Below are 19,849 nucleotides of genomic sequence, written 5' to 3'. Positions count from 1 at the left end.
CTTGCACCCATAATGGTGGATTCCGGGGGCCATGACCATGAGGTGGAAGTGATAAAGCGAGTTGTTTGTCAACCCCACACTGAAGGCAGGGGCTTGACATGAATGGACGGTCATACAGGGGAATGTCGGCGGAGGAGCGGCTGACGGAGCGCCGGGAGCGCCTGATCTCCGCGGCGTACACCCTTTACTCCGACCCTGGTTTTCCGGAGACCACGATTGAGAAGTTGTGCGCCTCCGCGCGCATTTCCAACCGCGCCTTCTATGAATGTTTCTCCGGACGCACAGAACTGATGCAGGTGGTCCACGACCGGTGCGTGCACGAGACGCTGGTCTCGGTGGCGAACTCCGTCAAACAGGCCCCCGACACGCTGCTCGGCCGGGTCGAGGCGGGCATCACCGGATACATCGACTTCGTCACCGAGGATCGGCGCCGCGCCCGGATCATGCACCTGGAGGTGCGCCGGGCGGGAGACTGCCTCATCACCTCACGCCAGCAGGCGGTGGAGGCCTTCACCAACATGATCGAGACGATCATCGCCGACCGGCCGGAAGCGGTCAGGATCAACCGGCGCCTGCTCGCGCTGGGCATGATCGGGGCGCTTCAGGAACTGCTCATCGAATGGGTGCTGGCCGACGACCCTCCCGAGACCGATCGCCTGATCAGCACGGCCGTGCACATCTTCCACCGGTCCTTCGCGACATGATCGTCCGCACGATCCGCGAGGACGAGGACGGGCTCGGATGAACCCGTCCTCCTCGATATGCCCGGTCCGCCGGCGTCCCGAAGACCGGCGGTGACCGGGATCAGGCCACCGCCGCCACGGGGAGCTCAACGGTGAGAACCCGGTTGAGCCGGGTCACCGCCAGCACCCGCATGACTCGCGGTGGCACCCCTCGCAGAATAAGGCGGCGTCCCGCGCCCACAGCGCGGCGATGCGTGCCCACCAGCACTCCGAGACCGGTGGCGTCGATCATTTCCAACCCGGAAAGATCTACGATCAGGTCGCCCTCGCCGGAGTCGACTGCTCCGTGCAGCCGCGGGCGTACGCCGGCGACGGTGCCCACGTCGAGACGGTGTCCGACGCTGACCACCTGGGCCTCGGGGTTACCAGGGACGCGCATGCCTCCTCCTCAAACCTGGTCGTGTAACCGACACGTCCAGGCATAACGGCGGTGCGCCACCACAGCCAGTCGGTCACGCACCGTATTCGTACGATGTCACAGTATGAACGTGGGTGCGTCCCCCACACGCGTCCCGATTCACACTCATTACGGCCATGAGTTTCCCTTTCCCGAAGAGGAGGAGAAGATGCCGTTCAGAGCCATCCCTTTTCCTGGGCCGCACGGATCGCGTTGATCCGGTTGGTGGCGCCCAGTTTGGTGATGGCGCTGGACAGGTAGTTACGGACGGTGCCCTCGGTGAGGTGCAGCGATGCGGCGATCTCACCGACCGGCGCGCCCTGCGCGGCCAGGGCCAGAGCCCCGCGCTCCCGCTCCGTGAGCGGGCTCTCCCCCGCCATCATCGCCGAGGCCGCCATCTCCGCGTCGAGATAGCGGCCGCCGGAATGGACCTTGCGGATCGCGGTGGCCAGCTCGTCCGCGGAGGCGTCCTTGGGGATGAAGCCGCGCACTCCCGCCGCGAGCGCCCGCCGCAGGTGTCCGGGCCGCCCGAAACTGGTCAGCATCACCATCGCGTGGCCCGGCAGCGTCTCGGCGACGCTCAGCCCGTCCATTCCCGGCATCTCGATGTCCAGCACGATCACGTCGGGACGACGATCCCGCACGGCCTGCGCCACCAGGTCTCCTCTGGCCACCTCGGCCACCACCTCGATGTCCGGCTCCAGGCCCAGCAGGGTGGCGATGGCCCCCCGGATCAGGTGCTCGTCGTCGGCCAGCAGTACCCGGATCATCGCATTCCCTCCAGCGGGATCGTCGCCCGCAGCCTGAACTCTCCGCCACCGTCGCTCTTACCGCCGCCGACGACGGTGACGGCTCCCCCCACGGTCGCCAGCCGCTCCGACAGCCCGGCAAGCCCGGTGCCGCCGCGCCCGCCCGGCACCGCCACCCCGTCGTTGGTCATCTCCAGCACGGCCGTACCGTCGCGGAGCGCGACCGCGATCCGGCAGCGGGTCGCCGAGCTGTGCCGCAGCACGTTGGTGGTGCCCTCGCGGACCACCCAGGCCAGCAGCGTGGCAAGCTCGTCGGGCACCTGCTCCCGGGGCGTCTCCAGCGTGCAGCGGATGCCGGCCGCCTCCAGCACCGCGGTCATGCTGCACAGCTCGGCGTCGAGATCGACGGTCCGGTAGCCGCGCACCGCCGTACGGATCTCCTTCAGCGCCTGCCGCGCCAGCCCCCGCACCTCGTTCATCTCGGCGACGGCCCGCTCCGCGTCGACGCTCGACAGTTTGACGGCCACCTCGCTCTTGACCGCGATCGCGGAGAGGCTGTGCCCGACCAGGTCGTGCAGGTCGCGGGAGAACCGGAGCCGCTCCTCGGTGACCGCCAGCCGGGCCCGGGCCTCCTTCCCCTCCTCCGCCAGTTTGACGACCTGCCAGAACCAGAGCTGGAACCGGTTGGTGAAAGGCATCACCAGGGTGGTCCCGACGAAGAGGCCGATGAGTCCCAGGTGATCGGCCGCGTACGGGGTGACCATCATGCGGCCGAGGTCGGGGACGAGGCCGTCCCCGGTCGATACGAGAAGCAGCGCGACCACGGCCGCGCCCAGGCTGGCGACGAGCGTGCCGACCTTGTTCAGCAGGAGCGCCGCTCCCGTCGCCCAGGCCGGGGCGAGCAGCCCCCAGGTCCACAGGTAGGTCTCCTGGGTCAGCAGCAGGACGATCACGAGCACGCCCGAGGCCGCGGTCTCACGGTTGGCCGTGATCCCGGCAACGGCCGCCTTCACCATCATCAGGTAGAGGGCGCTGAAGACGATCAGTCCCAGCGATCCGAAAATGAGAGTCAGGACGGCCTCGGAACCCGCCTGTCCGCCTCTCGCGATTCCGTTGAGACCGCCGGCCCACGCCAGGGGAATGCCGATGGTCAGAGACCAGAAGACCAACCGGCGGAGCCGCTCGACGGGCGTTCGCTTCCCGCCCCGGGGGAAAAAACGAAGGACGGAGCGCCTGAGGCGCCCCGCCACGCTCTCATCATCATTTATCGCCATTTAAGTGAACGTTAGCCGTGTCGGGGTTCCCAGCGGAACAGCCATCTGGCCAGCAGGGCCGCCACCGCGATCCAGGCCAGCAGGATCCCCAGGGAGGGCAGCGCGGCCACCCACTGCCCGGCCATGCCCAGCACCTCCCCGCTCCCGGAGAAGTGATCCTGGCCGAGGAAGGCGGTACGCATGATCGTCACGACCGGGGTCACCGGAAGCAGGGTGGCGACCGTGCCCAGCGGGCCGGGAAGCATGTCGACGGAGAAGGCCACCGGCGCGCCGACCATCATGAGCAGGATCACCGGAAGCACCGTGACCTGGGCCAGTTCGGCGTTGGGCGTGATTCCGGAGAAGGCGGCGGCGAACAGGGCGAACAGCACGACCCCCAGGACCGCCGCGAGCACCAGCAGCGGCACGTTGGCCGGCAGCACTCCGTCGGACCGGTTGATCCAGATCACCAGCAGCGCCACCTGGCCGAGAAAGAGCGCGAGCGAGCCGAGGGCGCTGCCGCCGAGGACCGCCACCGAAGACGGCTGGCCCCCGCGCAGCCGCTTGAGCACCAGTTCCTCACGCCGGGCCGTGAAGGAGTTGACCAGGTTGGTGAAGACCGCGAATCCCAGCATCAGGCCGGGCACCCCGGTCAGCACGTAGAGCTCGCTGGGCACCCCGGAGATCTCGGGGGCCCCCTGGACCTGCGTGAACAACCAGGCCATCAGGAGCGGCAGCAGCAACACGGTGAACAGCACGGTGGTGTTCCTGAACACCAGGGTCAGGTCGATCCTCGCCAGCCGTACGGCGTGCAGAACGTCGGTCCTCATCTTCACTCACCACTCCTCGTGCGCTGTGCCTGCTGCTCGGTCACCACTGCCTCGCGGACCGCTCCGCCTCCCCCGCCGGATCCGGCCCGGCTCATCGGACCTCTCCGACCACTCGCATGAAGGCGTCCTCAAGGGTTCCCCTGCGTACGGCCAGCCGCTCCAGGTTCTCGTCCCGCTCCTCGGCCCACCTCAGCAGCGGCCGGAGCGCGGCGTGCGCGCGGACCTCGGCCCGTTCGCCGGTCAAGGTGTAGCTGACCTCGGTGCCGCCGGCCGCGTAGGTCAGCGTGGGGGTGGTGCCGTCCAGGGAGGGCAGGTCACCGAAGGACCAGGTGGTGCCGGGGAGCCGGAAGGCGACGATGTCGCCGGAGTCGGCCACCACCTCCTCGACCGTGCCGTAGGTGCGGATCCGGCCCTCGTGCATGATGGCCAGCCGGTCGGCGAGGCGCTCGGCCTCCTCCAGGTAGTGGGTGGTGAGGAGCACGGTGGTGCCGCCGGCCCGCAGGTCCTCGATCACCTTCCACGTGGTCCGGCGGGCCTCGGGGTCCATTCCCGTGGTCGGCTCGTCCAGGAAGAGCACCTCGGGTGCCGACAGCACGGCGAGCGCGAGGTCGAGCCTGCGCTTCTGCCCGCCGGAGAGCTGCCGGACCCTGGTCCTGGCCTTGCCCTCCAGGCCGACCAGCTCCAGCGCCCCCATGGTCCGCCGGTCCACTCCCTTGGCCCGGCCCATGAGGGTGAGACGCCCGGGCAGCGTGGTGGTGCCTGACAGGGTGACGGGACGCCCCGCGTCCTCGCTCATCCCCTTCCACAGGTCCACGGTCTCGGCCACGGTGAGGTCGCCGAGGAAGCCGCCCTCCTGCAGCATGATCCCCACACGGAGGCGCAGCTCGCGCCGGTCCCTGACGGGATCGAGGCCGAGCACCCGGACGGTGCCGTCGGTGGTGGGCGTGAAACCCTCCAGCACCTCCATCGTGGTCGTCTTGCCGGCGCCGTTCGTGCCGAGCAGGGCGAAGATCTCGCCCCTCGCGACGGTGAAGGAGATGCCGCGCACGGCCTCGAAGTCACCGTATTTCTGCCGGAGCCCGCCGACCTCGATCACGTTGTCGAGGCCGGCGGCTTCGGTGCTCGTCGCGTCCACACCCTGTCGCAATGTCATGTGGACAATCGTCGCTTTCCTGCCTTTTGACAGGTAGTCGCCGATATCACCGGAGAGATCCGCGTCTCTCAGGTGATCGAGATGACAAATGTCAACTACGGACGGGGCGGCAGCGCCGGCCGGCGGCGGGAGGGGCGGGTCGCCGGGTCCGGCGGGGTCGCCGCCGGGCGCTCCTCCAGGGCGGCCAGCGCGAGCCGTACCGCCTCCTCGATCTGCGGATCCCGGCCGGCTGCCCAGTCATCGGGAGTGATGTCGACCTCGACGTCCGGGTCGACGCCGTAGTTCTCCACTCCCCAGCCGAGTCCCTCGAACCAGAACGAGTACTTGGGCACGGTGATGTGCGACCCGTCGACCAGGCGGTGGCCGTTCTCGATGCCGATGACGCCGCCCCAGGTACGGGTGCCCACCACGGGCCCGAGCTTGTGGATCTTGAAGGCGGCGGTGACGATGTCTCCGTCGGATCCGGCGTTCTGGTCGGTGACCGCGACCAGCGGCCCGCGCGGGGCGTCCTCGGGGTAGGTGATCGGCGCCATGCCCCGGGGCAGGTCCCAGGCGATGACCTTGCGGATCAGCTTCTCGATGACAAGCTCGGAGGTGTGACCGCCCCGGTTGCCCCGGACGTCCACGACGAGCCCCTCGAAGGTCATCTCCCTGCGCAGGTCGCGGTGGAACTGCGCCCAGCCCTCGGCGACCATGTCCGGGATGTGCAGGTAGCCGAGACGGCCGCCGCTGAGCTCCCTGACGTGCGCCCGGCACGAGGCCACCCAGTCCTGGTAGCGGAGGCGCCGATCGTCGCGGAGCGGGGTGACGACCACCCGCCGGCCGCCTCCCAGGGTCAGCTCGACCGGCTTGTCCGCGGCGCCGACCAGCAGCCGGGCGGGCCCCTCGGGCGGCACCGGGCGGCCGTCGACCGCGAGCAGCGTCTCCTCCTGCCGGACTCCCGCCCCCGGCGCGGCCAGCGGTGAGCGGGCGTGCACGTCGGAGGACTCGCCGGGGAGTATCCGGTCCACCTGCCAGCGGCCGTCACCGTTCACCGACAGGTCGGCGCCGAGCATGCCGACCGGCTCGAACCCTCTGTGCTCCCAGGGAGCGGGGCTGACGTAGGCGTGCGAGCTGCCCAGCTCCCCCAGGACCTCCCAGAGCAGGTCTGCGAAGTCGTCCGCGGTGGCGACGCGATCCACCAGCGGCCGGTACTCCTCCAGCACGGCGTCCCACTCGACGTCGGCCATGTCGTCGACCCAGAAGTCGGCCCGCATCCGGCGGCCCGCCTGGGTGTAGGCATGATGCCGGTAGGCCTGCGGGTCGCCGGTGATCCGGATCCGCGACAGGTCGATGGTCGTGTCGTCGCCGTTCTTGCCGTTGGACGACTTGCCGGTGGCCGAACGGACCGTGAGCGTTCCCTTGTCGCTGACGACGAGCTGGGTGCCGTCCCCGCTCACCCGATACCAGTCGAGCTTCTCGACCACCTCCTCGCACTTGCGCCTGCCGAGGTCGTAACGGTCCAGCGCGGGGCTGGGAGAGTCACCCCCCACCCGGTCCCTGTCCTCGCCGAGCTCCCCGGCCAGCGGCTCGCGAAGCCAGACGAACCCGCCCTTGACCGCCTGCAGGTTCGAGTAGCGGCCCTCGGGCACCGGCACCTGCACGACCCTCGCGGCGATGCCGTCCAGGTCGACGGTGAGCGCGGTGCTGTCTTCCTTCTTGTTCTTCTTGTCGTCACCGGCCTCGCCGGAACCTTCGGAGTCCTCGGAGTCCCCTGCCGACCGGCCCTCGGAGCTGGGCGCGAACGGCGACGGCGTGGCCGCGGCCAGAGGCACCAGATAGGGGCGGTAGCCGAACGGGAAGGACATGTCGAAGGAGTGCGCGTCGTAGACGGGGTCGAAGCCCCGACGCGACAGGAACGCCAGATAGTCGCCGGTGAACGCGGGCGAGATGTCCACGAACCGGCCGTCGGTGACGTCGGTGACGACCCGGTCCGCCATCCTGGCCAGCCGGATCCTGCGGAGCTGCGTGCCTTCCGGCTGCGACCAGGCCAGCCAGGCGGAGTCGGGCGACCAGGTCGGCCCGTCGATCTCGCCCTCGGCCTTGACCAGCTCGGTGACCTCGCCGGAGGCCACGTCCACCAGGAGCATCCGCCCGTCCCTGGTGGCCACCGCGATCGTGTTCCCGTCGGGCGCGACGGCCAGATCGCCGACCTCGCCCAGCTTCCCCGCGGCGATCCTGCGGCTCTCCCCGCCGCCGATCGGGCCGATCTCCAGGCCCTGCTGCTCGCCGTCGTCGAAGACCCACACCACCCGGTCCTTGCCGAGGAGGCGGGGCCGTCCCGCCGACAGGCCGGTGCTGAGCTGGCGCGCCGGACCGTCCCGGTGGGTCACCCAGTGCACCGAACCCTGGATCTCCACCGCGCTGGCCCGCCCGGTCGCGTCCACGACCAGGTCGTGCAGCCGCCTGCCCGCGTTGACCTGGTACGGCTGCCGCCCGCGCGGCGGGGAGCCGAGCGTGACGTCGAGCTTGCGCCCCTCGTCGTCGAGGCCGTCCAGAAGGTAGAGGTCACCGGCGTTCTGGTAGACGATCCGGGTGCCGTCGGTGGTGGCGTGCCGGGCGTAGAAGACGTCATGGTCGGTGTGGCGACGCAGTCCGGTGCCGTCCAGCGCGCACGAGTAGAGGTTGCCGACGCCCTCGTGGTCGGAGAGGAAGGCCAGACGCCCGCCGACGAGCATCGGGCTGGCGAAGTGACCGTTCAGCTCTGCCAGCAGCCGGGTGAAGTCACCGCCCGCCTGCTGGACCCAGAGGCGCCCCGCCGTACCGCCCCGATAACGTTTCCAGGTCGCGGGGTCGCGGGTGAGGGAGGCGGTGAGCAGCGCCACCGAGTCCTCAAGGATCGAAAGATCGGTGACCGGGCCGTAGGGCAGCCTTTCCGCCTGGCCGTCGCTCAGCGCGTAGACCCACGCCTGCGAGGCGAACGGCTGCCCGGTCGCGCTGATCGCGAGGACCTTGCCGTCCGGCGTCCAGCCGCGCGTACGGGTCCGGGAATCGCCCCAGTAGGTCAGCCGTTCGGCCGAGACGGACTCCAGATCGGCCAGGAACACCTCGGGAGCGCCCTCCCGAACGCTTGTCCAGGCAACCTTCGTACCATCGGGAGAGAGGCGGGGATGGCCCGCGGGAGCCCGGTCCGAGGAGAGACGCCACGCTCGGCCACCGTTCACGGGGGCCGCCCAGACGTCGTCATCGGCGACGAACGTCAGCGTCTCACGGGCTATGTGAGGGAATCGCAGGTAGAAACCAGAAGCCATCGGTAAATCATATTGTCCACTATCGGGTTAAACAGAGGATTTTACCGGCCGATACGCTGGGCCTTATGACGCGAGCTGACAGAGACCAGCCGGTTGTGCTCTCAAAGATCTACACGCGCACCGGCGACGACGGCACCACCGCGCTCGGCGACATGAGCCGCGCCCGCAAGACCGACCCCCGTCTGGCCGCTTACGCGGACGTGGAGGAGGCCAACGCGGCGATCGGCGTGGCCCTGGCCGTGGGCGCCGTCGACGGCTCCCTCGACGAGGACATCACCCGGGTCCTCGTCCGGATCCAGAACGAGCTGTTCGACGTCGGCGCCGACCTGTGCACCCCGATCGTGGAGAACCCCGAGTTCCCGCCGCTGCGGGTTGAGCCCTCCTACGTCGAATGGCTGGAGGAGCGGTGCGACGAGTTCAACGAGCGGCTCAAGCCGCTGCGCAGCTTCATCCTGCCGGGCGGCACCCCGGTCGTCGCCCAGCTCCACGTGGCCAGGACCGTGACCCGGAGGGCCGAGCGGACCGTCTGGTCCGCCCTGGAGGCGCACGACGACGTCAACCCGCTGACCGCGAAATACCTCAACCGGCTGAGTGACCTGATGTTCATCCTCTGCCGGGTGGCCGCGGGCGGCGACGAGATCCTCTGGAAGCCCGGCGGTACTCGGTAGATCCCTTCGCCCCGGAGTCCCGGCGCTGCCGGGACTCCCGTGCGTCGTCCGGCCCGCGGCGCGGGGTGTCAGCCGTTCCGTCGCGGCGTCTCAGCCCTGACCCCGGCCCCGGCTCCAGCCCCGGCCTCGGCCTCTGCTTCGGCGAAGCGGAGTCGCGGAGTGACGGTCACGTCGTCGATCGCCGGGCCGTACGCCCCGTTGGTGGTGGACACCAGGCTCAGGGTCGCCTCCGGGCCCTCCGCGCAGAAGTGAAGCCTCTCCCGGACGTAGCCCATGTTCAGCGGCGTCTTCCCGGTGATGTCGAAGGCGAAGTTCTTCTGGACGGTGAGGGGCCCCTGCGTGACCCGCGCATATCCGGCCTTCACGACGGGAGGGCCGAACGTGTTCCCGGCCAGGGCGAAGCTCACGGTGTAGCAGCGCCCGGCCGTCGTGGGGATGGTCTGCTCGATCGTCCCCGGCCTGTAGCCCGTGAGGTCGAGGGACTGCTTCCCCTTGGCCGGCAGCAACGGGCCGCCGACGCCGATGAGATCGACGGATCCCGCCGTGACCTTCCACGCCCCGAGGCTGCTGCCCGTGTCCTGGAAGGCCTGCCCGGTCGTCGGCGGGGTCTCGAACCCGCCGTTGCCGACCGGCGGAGCCGCCGGGGACATCGGGGACGCCGAGGACGCCGAGGACGCCGAGGACGCCGAGGACAGGGCATGGGCCTCCACCGCCGGCGAGACGGCGCAGAAGCAGAGTATGAGGGCGCAGGCCGCCAGCCGGGCCGGTTTCTGATGACGAGCCGTCGGAACGTTCATGACCTTCCTCCTGTTGTGCGGTCCGCTTCGCGACAGGACGAGGGGACGGCATGACGGGGCCGGCCATGACGGGGCCCGGCGCGCACGACACACCGAGTGTCAGCGATGAGACACTCTCGGTAGTCAACGAAGATCCACGGTAACCGAGAGGAAGGGATCTTGTCCTGATGGCACGCCCGATCGGCCCGGGAGCCGTAGGCAGGGAGCCCCGTGAGCCGTACGGCAAGGAGTCAGGCGACGTCGGAGCAGGCGCTGGAAGGAGTCAGGCGACGTCGAGGTAGGCGCTGGGCGGGGCGGACTCCAGCCAGGCGACGAAGCCGGTGAGGGCGCGGTAGCCCATGGCGAGCTCGAACGCGCTCTCCCCGTTCCGGCACTCCAGCGCGGTCACGCCCTCGATGAACCCGTAGAACTCTCCGGGCCCGACCTTGCGACGCCCGGAAACGACAAGGCCGCGCCTCACGATGACGTGGCGCGGCCTTGGAAGCAAACCTATGAGCGGAATCCAGTTGAGTTGCCCGTCGGCGTATCGGGCCACCCCCACCCGCCAGCCTCGTTCTCCCGACATCGGGCGCAGACAACACAGCACCGAGCCGCGAGAGCGGGTCAGAACGAGCACCCTGGAGGCTGGAAGGGCGACGAGCAGCACTACCACGATGAGTACGTCCAGCACCACCATGTCGCGCCCCCAAGACCCGTACCGCTAAGAAGCAGAATTTATCCGACTTCTTCGCCGGCCGCTCGCAACCGGGCCTTGGCACGCTTGGCCTCGACAGCGGCGTCCGCGTCCTCCTGGTTGCTCTCGACCGAGGCCTGCGCACGCTCCAGCGCGTTTCTTGCCCTGGAGACGTCCACCTCGGAGCCGAGCTCGGCTATTTCGGCCAGGATCGACACCTCGTCGTTGGCCACCGAGAGAAACCCACCGTGGACCGCGGCGACGAGGTCGGACTCACCATCGCCGCGCTTGACCGTCAACACGCCACCCTCGACGAGAACGCCGAGCACGGGTGCATGTCTAGGCATGATACCGATCTCGCCGTCGACAGTCTTGGCAATCACCATGTCGGCCTCGCCGGACCAGATCTCACGTTCCGGCGAGACGACGCCTACTCGCAGCTTCGCCACTTTCTCTCCAGTTCCTTTCGAACCAGGTGCCGGTACGGCAAGCCGTACCGGCACCGAAGGCGACTAGCGGGCGAGTTCCTTGGCCTTGGCGACGGCCTGCTCGATGCCGCCGACCATGAAGAACGCCTGCTCGGGCAGGTGGTCGTAGTCGCCGGCGCACAGACCCTTGAACGAGGCGATGGTCTCGTCCAGCGGGACGTTCTCTCCGGGCTGACCGGTGAACGCCTCGGCGGCGTACATCGGGTGGGAGAGGAAACGCTCGATGCGACGGGCCCGGTTGACGGTGACCTTGTCCTCTTCGGACAACTCGTCGATACCGAGGATCGCGATGATGTCCTGCAGTTCCTTGTACTTCTGCAGGATCCGCTTGGTCTCCTGGGCGACGCGGTAGTGCTCCTCGCCGACGATCAGCGGGTCGAGGATCCGCGAGGTGGAGTCGAGCGGGTCCACCGCGGGGTAGATGCCCTTCTCCGAGATCGGCCGCGACAGAACGGTCTGCGCGTCAAGGTGCGCGAACGCGTTGTGCGGGGCCGGGTCGGTGATGTCGTCCGCGGGGACGTAGATCGCCTGCATCGAGGTGATCGAGTGACCGCGGGTCGAGGTGATGCGCTCCTGCAGAACGCCCATCTCGTCGGCCAGGGTCGGCTGGTAACCCACCGCGGACGGCATGCGGCCGAGCAGGGTGGAGACCTCGGAACCGGCCTGGGTGAAGCGGAAGATGTTGTCGATGAACAGAAGCACGTCCTGCTTCTGCACGTCACGGAAGTACTCCGCCATGGTGAGGGCGGAGAGCGCGACGCGCAGACGCGTGCCCGGGGGCTCGTCCATCTGGCCGAAGACGAGCGCCGTGTCCTTGAGGACGTTGGCCTCCTCCATTTCCAGCCAGAGGTCGTTGCCCTCACGGGTGCGCTCGCCGACGCCGGCGAACACCGAGGTGCCACCGAAGTTACGGGCGACCCGGCGGATCATCTCCTGGATCAGAACGGTCTTGCCGACGCCCGCGCCGCCGAACAGGCCGATCTTGCCGCCCTGCACGTACGGGGTGAGCAGGTCGATGACCTTGATGCCGGTGGTCAGCATCTCGGTGCGCGACTCGAGGGTGTCGAAGGCGGGCGACGGACGGTGGATGCCCCAGCGCTCAGTGATCTTGAGCGACGCGGTCTCGACGTCCAGCGACTCACCGAGGGTGTTCCACACGTGGCCCTTGACGATGTCGCCGACCGGCACCGAGATGGCGCTGCCGGTGTCGGACACCGCCGCACCGCGGGTCAGGCCGTCGGTGGGCTGCATGGAGATGGCGCGGACGAGGTTGTCACCCAGGTGCTGGGCGACCTCCAGCGTCAGAACCTTGGTCTCGCCGCCGAGGGCGACATCGACCTTCAGGGCGTTGTAGATCTCGGGCATCGCATCGACGGGGAACTCCACGTCGACGACGGGACCGGTGACGCGCGCGACGCGGCCCACGCCGGTCTCAACAGTCTGTGCAGTCATTTCACTCTTTCCCCGCTGCGGAGTCAGCCAGCGCGTTCGCGCCGCCGACGATCTCGCTGATTTCCTGGGTGATCTCGGCCTGACGGACCTGGTTCATCTGACGGGTGAAGTCCCCGATGAGGTCATTGGCGTTGTCGGTCGCCGACTTCATCGCCCGGCGCCGCGCGGCCTCCTCCGAGGCCGCCGACTGGAGCAGCGCGGTGAAGATGCGCGACTCCACGTACCGCGGCAGCAACGAGTCGAGCACGTCTCCCGCGGTGGGCTCGAATTCGAAGTACGGCAGCGGCGTGTCGCCGGGCTTCTCGGTGGTCTCCTCGACCTCCAGGGGAAGGATCCGCCGGACCACGACCTCCTGCGTCAGCATGGACACGAACTCGGTGGAGACGATGTGGATCTCGTCGACGCCGTCGTCCGCCGAGAACGCCTGGATCAGCGCGTTCGCGATCTCCTTGGCGTCGGCGTACGAGGGCTTACGGGAGAATCCCGTCCACTGCCCGCCCATCTCACGATCGCGGAAGGTGTGCCAGATGACACCCTTGCGTCCTGTCACGAAGGGCGTGGGCGTGATGCCCTTGTCCTTCAGCAGGTTGCTCAGGGCCTCGGCCTCACGCAGGACGTTCACGTTGAAGCCGCCGCAGAAGCCGCTGTCACTGGTGACGATGAGAACGGCGGCCTTGGTGGACTGCTCCTTCGCCACGGTCAAGGGGTGGTCGATGCTGCCGGTGTTGCTGACAACACCCGTGACGGCGCGAATGATCTCGCGCTCGTACGGCACGGCCGCCTGCATCCGCTGCTGTGCCTTCACGATGCGCGACGAGGCGATGAGCTCCTGAGCGCGCGTGATCTTCGCCATGGACTTCAGCGACCTGACCCGCCGCCGCAGCATTCTTAGCTGGGCACCCATCGGCTACTTCTTCTCTGCCGTACGGACGCGCTTGGTGATCTTTTCCTGGCCGACCTCGTCGGCGCTGAGCGCCTCGACGGGCTCGTCGTTGATCAGCAGCTCGCCCGAGGAGGTCTCGAAGCCCTTCTTGAACTCCGTGATGGCGTCCTTGAGAGCCTGCACCGTGTCGTCCGACAGATCCTTGGTCTCGCGGATGCTGTCGAAGACACCCTTGTTCTCGCGCGACAGGTGGTCCAGGAACTCCGTCTCGAAGCGGCGGATGTCCTCGACCGGGACGTCGTCGAGCTCACCGGTGGTGCCGGCCCAGACCGAGACGACCTGCTTCTCGACCGGGAACGGGCTGTACTGGGCCTGCTTGAGCAGCTCGACCAGTCGCTGGCCACGCTCCAGCTGGGCGCGGGAGGCCGCGTCCAGGTCGGAGGCGAAGGAGGCGAAGGCCTCCAGGTCACGGAACTGCGACAGGGACAGACGCAGCGTGCCGGCGACCTTCCTCATCGCCTTGACCTGCGCGGAGCCGCCCACTCGGGAGACGGAGACACCGACGTTGATGGCCGGACGCACACCCGAGTTGAACAGGTCGGTCTCGAGGAAGCACTGGCCGTCGGTGATGGAGATGACGTTGGTGGGAATGAACGCCGAGACGTCGTTGCCCTTGGTCTCGACGATCGGCAGACCGGTCATCGAGCCCGCGCCCAGGTCGGCGGAGAGCTTCGCACAACGCTCGAGCAGACGGGAGTGTAGGTAGAAGACGTCGCCGGGGAAGGCCTCACGGCCCGGCGGGCGGCGCAGGAGCAGCGAGACGGCGCGGTAGGCGTCGGCCTGCTTGGTCAGGTCGTCGAAGACGATGAGGACGTGCTTGCCCTGGTACATCCAGTGCTGGCCGATGGCCGAACCGGTGTAGGGGGCGAGGTATTTGTAACCGGCCGGGTCGGACGCCGGAGCGGCGACGATGGTGGTGTACTCCATCGCGCCCGCCTCCTCGAGGCGGCCCTTGACCTGGGCGATCGTCGAGCCCTTCTGGCCGACCGCGACGTAGACGCAGCGGACCTGCTTCTCCGGGTCGCCGGAAAGCCAGTTCTCGCGCTGGTTGAGGATGGTGTCCACGGCGACGGCGGTCTTGCCGGTGCCACGGTCACCGATGATCAGCTGGCGCTGGCCACGGCCGATCGGCGTCATGGCGTCGATCGCCTTGAGGCCGGTCTGCAGCGGCTGCTTCACCGGCTGACGCTGGACCACCGAGGGCGCCTGGAGCTCAAGGGCACGCAGGCCCTCGGACTCGATGGCGCCCTTGCCGTCCAGCGGGACACCCAGCGGGTCCACCACTCGGCCGAGGAAGTCGTCGCCGACCGGCACGGACAGGACCTCGCCCGTCCGGCGGACCGACTGACCTTCCTCGATCTTGCTGAAGTCGCCCAGAACAACAACACCGATTTCCCGGACGTCCAGGTTCAGTGCCAGGCCACGCGTGCCATCCTCGAACTCAAGCAGTTCGTTCGCCATCGCCGAGGGAAGGCCGGAGACATGGGCGATACCGTCGCCGCAGTCGACGACGGTCCCGATCTCCTCGCGCGCGGCGCCTTCCGGCTCGTACGCCTGGACGAAGCGCTCAAGTGCGTCCCGGATCTCATCCGGCCGGATCGTAAGCTCCGCCATCTCTCTTCAGTCTCCCTATTCGCCTAGCCGGCCAACCGGCGGCGGACTTCTTCGATTCGTCCCGCGATGGTGGTGTCGATGAGGTCGTCCCCGATGTGAACCGAGAACCCTCCGATCACTCGCGGATCCACCTCGACGTTCAGATGAACGTCGCGGCCGTACGAGGTGCGCAGCCACGTGGCGAGACGCTGCTTCTGCTCCTCGGAGAGCTCGATGGCGCTGCGCACCACCGCGACGAGCCGCTGCCGCTGGGCGGCGATCAGCTTGCCGAACTCCTCCAGACCTCTGTCCAGGCTACGTCCTCGGGGATGAACCACGAGTTGCGTGACCAGACGGAGGCTGGTGGGGGCGACCTTGCCATCGAGCAGAGAGGCGAGAAGCTCCCTCTTGCGCTCAGCGGAGATGCTCGGCTCGGTCAGGGTCCGGTGCAGCTCCAGGCTCGAGGCGGCGATGCGCCCGAACCGGAACAGCTCGTCCTCGACCTCGTCGAGCTTGCCCTGCGCCTCGGCCTCGGCCGCCGCGGCGATGACGCCGAGACGCTCGAGCGCGTCGCTCAGGTCGCCGGAACGCGCCCACTTCGCGGACGCGGCCGCGACAACCGTCTCCAGCGCCGCGTTGCTGACCTTGCCCTCCAGCAGGACCCGTACGACTTGCGCCTTCTGGGCCGCCGGGCGGGCGGGGTCGGACAGGTTGCGACGGAGCCCGTGCTCATGGTCGAACAGGTCGGCGACCGAGAAAAGCTCGTCGGCCAGCGTGCCGAGGTCGGCACTTCCCGCCACCGCGTTGAAGTGCTCTTCGACCTCGGCCAGCGAAGCCCTGCTCAGACCCCTCATCGGTCGCTCACCGCTCCTCGTTCACTACGCGGCCCGCTCGTACCTCGCGAACCACTCCGCACACTGCGTCGGATTCGCTCCATCATCAGCGGACCGCCGCGTTGCTCGTCGACTCAAGCTCCTCAAGGAACCGGTCGACGGTGCGACGCTGACGCGCCTCATCTTCGAGGGACTCACCGACGATACGGCCGGCCAGGTCGGTCGACAGGCGGCCGATCTCAGAGCGAAGCTGGGTGAACGCCTGCTGGCGGTCGGCCTCGATCTGAAGGTGCGCGGCCTCGATGAGACGGCGGGCCTCGGCCTGCGCCTCCTCGCGGAGCTCGGCCTTGATCTGCGCGCCCTGCTCACGAGCCTCTTCACGGAGACGAGACGCCTCGTGACGAGCCTCGGCCAGCTGGTCCCTGTACTGCTTGAGAGCCTGCTGAGCCTCTTCTTGTGCGTCCGCGGCCCGCTTCAGGCCGCCCTCGATCGCGTCGACACGCTCAGCCAGCGTCTTCTGGATACGGGGCACCAGGAGACGTCCGACGAAGAACAGGACGATCAGGAATGAGACTCCACCGACGACCATCTCCGACACGTGTGGGAGGAGTGGGTTCGTCGCTTCCTCTGCCGCTAGCAGATTCATAAGTACTGCCTTCCGTCGAGGCTGGTCGTGTCAGGCTCGGAAGGCGAACGCGAGCGCAATACCGATCAGCGCGAGCGCCTCGGCGAACACGAAGCCCAGGATCATGTTCTGGCGGATCAGGCCGTAGGCCTCGGGCTGGCGGGCGATTGCCTGCACACCCTGGCCGAAGATGATGCCGATGCCGATGCCGGGGCCGATCGCGGAGAGGCCGTAGCCGATCGAACCGAGGTTGCCTGTCACTTCGGCGAGCAGACCAGACATGCTGAGGTTTCCTTTTCTATCGACCAGTGGAATGTCCACCGGAGGGTTTTAGCGGTGGGAACGAAAGGTCTTAGTGCGCGGGGTGCAGCGCGTCATTGATGAACATGGCGGCCAGCAGTGCGAACACGTAGGCCTGCAGCGCCTGGATGAACAGCTCGAAGGCGGTGAGCAGGATCGTCATGATGAACCCGAGCACACCGATCGGGGCGCCGAGGGGGGTCAGCTGAACGAACAGGAAGTGCCAGCCGACCTCGGAGAACAGCGCAATGATCAGGTGACCGGCCATCATCGTGGCGAACAGTCGCACCGCGTGTGTGATGTGGCGCAGGAAGAAGGTCGAGATGAGCTCGATCGGCGCGACCAGGAAGTAGATCCACGTCGGCAGGCCGGGCGGGAACATCACGTTCTTGAAGAAGCCGATGGGACCCTGGTGCTTGATGCCCAGGTACATCACCAGCACCCACACACCGATCGAGAGGATCGCGGCAAAACCGATCCGCGACATCACGGGGAACTGGACGAATATGAGGGAACCGAACAGGTTCACGACCAACACGTAGAGGAACATGCTGACCAGCAGCGGCATCCACCGGTCGCTGTCCTTGCCCAGGTTCGGCTTGGCGATCTGTTCGCGGACGAACTCGTAGGCGATCTCACCGACGTTCTGCATGCCCTTCGGCACCAGCTTCGGCCTGGAGAACGCGCTGTAGGCGAAAATGACGACCACCACCACGCCGATCAGCGCGAGCAGGGCCGGCTTGTTGAACCAGGCCTGACCCTCGACGAGCGGCGGCCAGTCGAATAGGCCGAGCCCCGGAGCCTGGAACTCCTCGGAGGCGAGAGGCGTCAACGCGGCGCTCACTCGGCGGTCCCTTCGTCGTATTGATTGGTCAAGAGGTGATCCAGCGGCCTCACCTTGGACAGGTCAGCCGGCTGGAGGGCGCGAAAAGGGCGGAGAGGCCAGGGCGCGACGGCTCCGGCGGACGTTCCTCTACCTTCGTTTATCGCGCACGCGACAATAGCAGGCGCAACTGTGACTAGTCATATCGAGCCAGTCCTCAGGGGCTTTCGCCCCGGGATGCCCGGCGGTGACTTGTCTCGCTCCGTCTGCCAGGGTGAGCCTATGTGACATTTGGGACAGGATGCGATGTCTCGTCATCGCTTCTCCCCGAGCTGTCCGGGAACCTTACCCTCGGGGTCGACGTAGAGCATGCGCAGTCGCATGAAGCCACGCGCCTCACCGATGGTCCAGCAGATCGTGCAGACGATGACGGTCAGACCGAACGCCCTCGGGTTCCACACCGTGGCGTCCTGGAAGTACTCCAGGAGCACGGCCAGTACGAGGATCTTCGCGAAGAAGGTGCCCATCGCCGCGGCCATCATCATCGTGGGCGAGATCCGCGCCGCGTAGGCGACGGCGGCCAGGCTGATGGTGAAGAAGGCCGCCACCACAAAAACGCCGATGCCCGCGCCCAGCGCCCCCTTGGTTCCCGAGAGGAACGCGGCGACGATGACAGCGATCAGACCGACCAGGGCCGTGGGGATCGCAGCGGCCCTGAGAATTCGGAGATCGTTGTCCTGCATCGGCGCTCCTGGTTCGGTTATCAAGCGAGCGATTGCTACCTTGTAAAGCTCATCTGGTTGAGCCGTTGTTAGTGAAAGCTATCACAAGCTCCTGGAAGACCGCCTTTACCTGCCGTTTCAAGTAAACGATCATTGGGTTACCAGAAGGTGTTCAGCGCCGCGTCTCAGGGTTTGAGAAAGTCTGCCGGGGAGCGGTGAGCGACAGGTCGGGGAGCGCGGACAGCATAGCCGTGTCACCGTCTGCGGCGGCCGGCCGGGGACCCGGCGCCTCCGGGGGAAGCGGAGAAGACTGGGCCGGCACCGCACCATGACGCGAGCGACGCCCGGTGTGCGCTCCGGGCCCCCCATTCCCGTTGGCCTCGCGGCGCGCACGCCAGCGCGGCAGCGACATCATCACCAGCACGCCGACGGCCAGCAGCACGGTCAGCGGGAACAGGACGAGCGGGACGCCCTCGATGGACAGCCCCACGACCGTGAAGGCGAACAGGAAGGTCCAGGTGTACATGATCAGGACGCTGCGCCGGTGCGAGTGGCCGACGTCCAGGAGCCGGTGATGGAGATGGCCCCGGTCAGGGGCGAACGGCGACAGGCCGTTGGACGTGCGCCGGACCACCGCCATGATCAGGTCGAGCAGCGGCAGCACCAGGATCGCGATCGGCACGATGAGGGGAAGGACCACCGGGAACCGGTTGATGTTGCTGGAGTCGAGCGGCGTCACCGTGATCATCGTGGACGCGAGCACCAGGCCGATCAGCATCGCGCCGGTGTCACCCATGAAGATCTTCGCCGGATGGAAGTTGTGGGGCAGGAAGCCCAGGCACATGCCGATGAGCACCGAGGTGATCACCGCAGTGACGTTGATGCTGCTGTCTCCGTAGTCCTTGGACAGGGCGACGGAGTACGTCCACGTGGCCATCGCGGCGATGCCGACGATGCCGGCCGCCAGGCCGTCCAGTCCGTCGACGAAATTGACCGCGTTGATCATAACGATCACGATCAGAATCGTGATCAGAGGACTGAGCGTGGAGTCCAGGATCACCGTCCCGCCGAGCGAGGAGGGCAGTGGAATCCAGGGCAGATTAATCCCGAAAGCGACCAGAATGCCGGCGGCGCCGATCTGTCCGGCGAGCTTGATGAGGGCGTCCATGCCCCACCAGTCGTCCAGGAAGCCGGTCAGTGTGATCAGACCGCCCGCGACGATCAGTGCGATCACGGTCTTGCCCTCGGCCAGCTTGCCTCCGGCGTAGGGCAGTTCGTTGGCGATCAGCAGACCGGCGACGAGCCCGCCGTACATCGCCAGGCCACCGAGCCTCGGCGTCGGCGTGGTGTGCACGTCACGATCACGGACCTCGGGCATAGCACCGATGCGAATGGCGAAAACGCGGACCAGCGGGACCAGCAGATAGGTCATCGCCGCCGCCACCAGCGCCATAAGTAGATATTCGCGCACGGACCTAGTTTCGCGGATAGTCCGGCCAACTGTGACCGGAAAACGA

General features: G+C 67.8%; 20 protein-coding genes. 2 read left to right on the top strand and 18 right to left on the bottom strand.

The annotated features are described in order from the left end of the window. Positions 1–98 precede the first annotated feature (98 nt). Positions 99–704 (top strand): TetR/AcrR family transcriptional regulator, encoded by a 606-nt coding sequence (locus tag DKM19_RS06755; protein WP_110694969.1) that lies wholly within the window; start codon positions 99–101, stop codon positions 702–704. 100 nt (positions 705–804) lie between these two features. Here the strand turns inward: DKM19_RS06755 and DKM19_RS06750 are convergent, their stop codons facing one another. From DKM19_RS06750 to DKM19_RS06725, 6 genes are all read right to left on the bottom strand, one after another. After that, a complete protein-coding gene (locus DKM19_RS06750) occupies positions 805–1,122 on the bottom strand; it encodes an STAS domain-containing protein (protein ID WP_110694968.1) in 318 nt (105 codons plus the stop codon). A gap of 194 nt (positions 1,123–1,316) precedes the next feature. Then, a complete protein-coding gene (locus tag DKM19_RS06745) occupies positions 1,317–1,910 on the bottom strand; it encodes a DNA-binding response regulator (RefSeq protein WP_110694967.1) in 594 nt (197 codons plus the stop codon). Continuing rightward, positions 1,907–3,139, bottom strand: a complete 1,233-nt coding sequence (locus DKM19_RS06740; RefSeq protein ID WP_162641338.1) for a sensor histidine kinase — start codon at positions 3,137–3,139, stop codon at positions 1,907–1,909. The genes DKM19_RS06745 and DKM19_RS06740 overlap by 4 nt, the downstream gene beginning before the upstream one ends. A gap of 35 nt (positions 3,140–3,174) precedes the next feature. Then, positions 3,175–3,972 carry an ABC transporter permease gene (locus DKM19_RS06735; protein WP_162641336.1) on the bottom strand — a complete coding sequence of 266 codons (798 nt, stop codon included), beginning with the start codon at positions 3,970–3,972 and terminating at the stop codon, positions 3,175–3,177. A gap of 91 nt (positions 3,973–4,063) precedes the next feature. Then, positions 4,064–5,125 carry an ABC transporter ATP-binding protein gene (locus tag DKM19_RS06730; RefSeq protein ID WP_110694964.1) on the bottom strand — a complete coding sequence of 354 codons (1,062 nt, stop codon included), beginning with the start codon at positions 5,123–5,125 and terminating at the stop codon, positions 4,064–4,066. 95 nt (positions 5,126–5,220) lie between these two features. Further along, positions 5,221–8,211, bottom strand: coding sequence for a S41 family peptidase (locus DKM19_RS06725; RefSeq protein WP_239514120.1), 2,991 nt, complete (start codon positions 8,209–8,211; stop codon positions 5,221–5,223). Positions 8,212–8,480: 269 nt separating this feature from the next. On the opposite strand from DKM19_RS06725, the gene DKM19_RS06720 reads away from it, so the two are divergent. Beyond that, on the top strand, positions 8,481–9,083 hold the full coding sequence (locus DKM19_RS06720) for a cob(I)yrinic acid a,c-diamide adenosyltransferase (protein WP_110694962.1): 603 nt from the start codon (positions 8,481–8,483) through the stop codon (positions 9,081–9,083). Positions 9,084–9,151: 68 nt separating this feature from the next. Here DKM19_RS06720 and DKM19_RS06715 read toward each other — a convergent pair whose 3' ends face one another. From DKM19_RS06715 to DKM19_RS06660, 12 genes are all read right to left on the bottom strand, one after another. Then, positions 9,152–9,880 carry a choice-of-anchor C family protein gene (locus tag DKM19_RS06715; RefSeq protein ID WP_110694961.1) on the bottom strand — a complete coding sequence of 243 codons (729 nt, stop codon included), beginning with the start codon at positions 9,878–9,880 and terminating at the stop codon, positions 9,152–9,154. A gap of 262 nt (positions 9,881–10,142) precedes the next feature. Further along, entirely contained in the window at positions 10,143–10,556 is a 414-nt protein-coding gene (locus DKM19_RS06710; RefSeq protein WP_239514119.1) for a DUF2550 domain-containing protein, read from the bottom strand. A 38-nt stretch (positions 10,557–10,594) separates the two neighbouring features. Further along, the gene (locus tag DKM19_RS06705) at positions 10,595–11,002 is read right to left on the bottom strand and encodes a F0F1 ATP synthase subunit epsilon (protein WP_110694960.1); all 408 of its coding nucleotides are present in this window, start codon (positions 11,000–11,002) and stop codon (positions 10,595–10,597) included. Between the two features lie 63 nt (positions 11,003–11,065). Next, positions 11,066–12,493, bottom strand: coding sequence for a F0F1 ATP synthase subunit beta (atpD, locus tag DKM19_RS06700; RefSeq protein WP_110694959.1), 1,428 nt, complete (start codon positions 12,491–12,493; stop codon positions 11,066–11,068). Between the two features lies 1 nt (position 12,494). Next, a complete protein-coding gene (locus DKM19_RS06695; protein WP_110694958.1) occupies positions 12,495–13,397 on the bottom strand; it encodes a F0F1 ATP synthase subunit gamma in 903 nt (300 codons plus the stop codon). Positions 13,398–13,400: 3 nt separating this feature from the next. Next, entirely contained in the window at positions 13,401–15,050 is a 1,650-nt protein-coding gene (gene atpA / locus DKM19_RS06690; protein WP_110694957.1) for a F0F1 ATP synthase subunit alpha, read from the bottom strand. A gap of 23 nt (positions 15,051–15,073) precedes the next feature. Next, positions 15,074–15,883 (bottom strand): F0F1 ATP synthase subunit delta, encoded by an 810-nt coding sequence (locus DKM19_RS06685; protein ID WP_110694956.1) that lies wholly within the window; start codon positions 15,881–15,883, stop codon positions 15,074–15,076. Between the two features lie 85 nt (positions 15,884–15,968). Further along, positions 15,969–16,508, bottom strand: coding sequence for a F0F1 ATP synthase subunit B (locus DKM19_RS06680; protein ID WP_089211221.1), 540 nt, complete (start codon positions 16,506–16,508; stop codon positions 15,969–15,971). Positions 16,509–16,538: 30 nt separating this feature from the next. After that, positions 16,539–16,769: an ATP synthase F0 subunit C gene (gene atpE / locus DKM19_RS06675; protein ID WP_089211222.1), complete on the bottom strand. Its 231-nt coding sequence runs from the start codon at positions 16,767–16,769 to the stop codon at positions 16,539–16,541. 70 nt (positions 16,770–16,839) lie between these two features. Next, a complete protein-coding gene (atpB, locus tag DKM19_RS06670) occupies positions 16,840–17,631 on the bottom strand; it encodes a F0F1 ATP synthase subunit A (protein ID WP_089211223.1) in 792 nt (263 codons plus the stop codon). A 293-nt stretch (positions 17,632–17,924) separates the two neighbouring features. Further along, the gene (locus DKM19_RS06665) at positions 17,925–18,353 is read right to left on the bottom strand and encodes a hypothetical protein (protein WP_110694955.1); all 429 of its coding nucleotides are present in this window, start codon (positions 18,351–18,353) and stop codon (positions 17,925–17,927) included. A gap of 151 nt (positions 18,354–18,504) precedes the next feature. Next, the gene (locus DKM19_RS06660; RefSeq protein WP_204358678.1) at positions 18,505–19,803 is read right to left on the bottom strand and encodes a glycosyltransferase family 4 protein; all 1,299 of its coding nucleotides are present in this window, start codon (positions 19,801–19,803) and stop codon (positions 18,505–18,507) included. Between the last annotated feature and the right edge of the window lie 46 nt (positions 19,804–19,849).

The sequence above is a fragment of the Streptosporangium sp. 'caverna' genome (assembly GCF_003203775.1).
Classification (GTDB): domain Bacteria; phylum Actinomycetota; class Actinomycetes; order Streptosporangiales; family Streptosporangiaceae; genus Streptosporangium; species Streptosporangium subroseum.
This window is presented reverse-complemented; position numbering and strand designations above follow the sequence as displayed.

What these genes read in the sequence shown, in the direction of transcription:
- atpE (WP_089211222.1), bottom strand. Translation starts at nt 16,769, where the DNA reads ATGTCTGGTCTGCTCGCCGAAGTGACAGGCAACCTCGGTTCGATCGGC.
- DKM19_RS06750 (WP_110694968.1), bottom strand. Translation starts at nt 1,122, where the DNA reads ATGCGCGTCCCTGGTAACCCCGAGGCCCAGGTGGTCAGCGTCGGACAC.
- DKM19_RS06755 (WP_110694969.1), top strand. Translation starts at nt 99, where the DNA reads ATGAATGGACGGTCATACAGGGGAATGTCGGCGGAGGAGCGGCTGACG.
- DKM19_RS06685 (WP_110694956.1), bottom strand. Translation starts at nt 15,883, where the DNA reads ATGAGGGGTCTGAGCAGGGCTTCGCTGGCCGAGGTCGAAGAGCACTTC.
- DKM19_RS06730 (WP_110694964.1), bottom strand. Translation starts at nt 5,125, where the DNA reads ATGACATTGCGACAGGGTGTGGACGCGACGAGCACCGAAGCCGCCGGC.
- DKM19_RS06715 (WP_110694961.1), bottom strand. Translation starts at nt 9,880, where the DNA reads ATGAACGTTCCGACGGCTCGTCATCAGAAACCGGCCCGGCTGGCGGCC.
- DKM19_RS06735 (WP_162641336.1), bottom strand. Translation starts at nt 3,972, where the DNA reads ATGAGGACCGACGTTCTGCACGCCGTACGGCTGGCGAGGATCGACCTG.
- DKM19_RS06745 (WP_110694967.1), bottom strand. Translation starts at nt 1,910, where the DNA reads ATGATCCGGGTACTGCTGGCCGACGACGAGCACCTGATCCGGGGGGCC.
- DKM19_RS06695 (WP_110694958.1), bottom strand. Translation starts at nt 13,397, where the DNA reads ATGGGTGCCCAGCTAAGAATGCTGCGGCGGCGGGTCAGGTCGCTGAAG.
- atpD (WP_110694959.1), bottom strand. Translation starts at nt 12,493, where the DNA reads ATGACTGCACAGACTGTTGAGACCGGCGTGGGCCGCGTCGCGCGCGTC.
- DKM19_RS06680 (WP_089211221.1), bottom strand. Translation starts at nt 16,508, where the DNA reads ATGAATCTGCTAGCGGCAGAGGAAGCGACGAACCCACTCCTCCCACAC.
- DKM19_RS06710 (WP_239514119.1), bottom strand. Translation starts at nt 10,556, where the DNA reads ATGGTGGTGCTGGACGTACTCATCGTGGTAGTGCTGCTCGTCGCCCTT.
- DKM19_RS06665 (WP_110694955.1), bottom strand. Translation starts at nt 18,353, where the DNA reads ATGCAGGACAACGATCTCCGAATTCTCAGGGCCGCTGCGATCCCCACG.
- atpA (WP_110694957.1), bottom strand. Translation starts at nt 15,050, where the DNA reads ATGGCGGAGCTTACGATCCGGCCGGATGAGATCCGGGACGCACTTGAG.
- DKM19_RS06720 (WP_110694962.1), top strand. Translation starts at nt 8,481, where the DNA reads ATGACGCGAGCTGACAGAGACCAGCCGGTTGTGCTCTCAAAGATCTAC.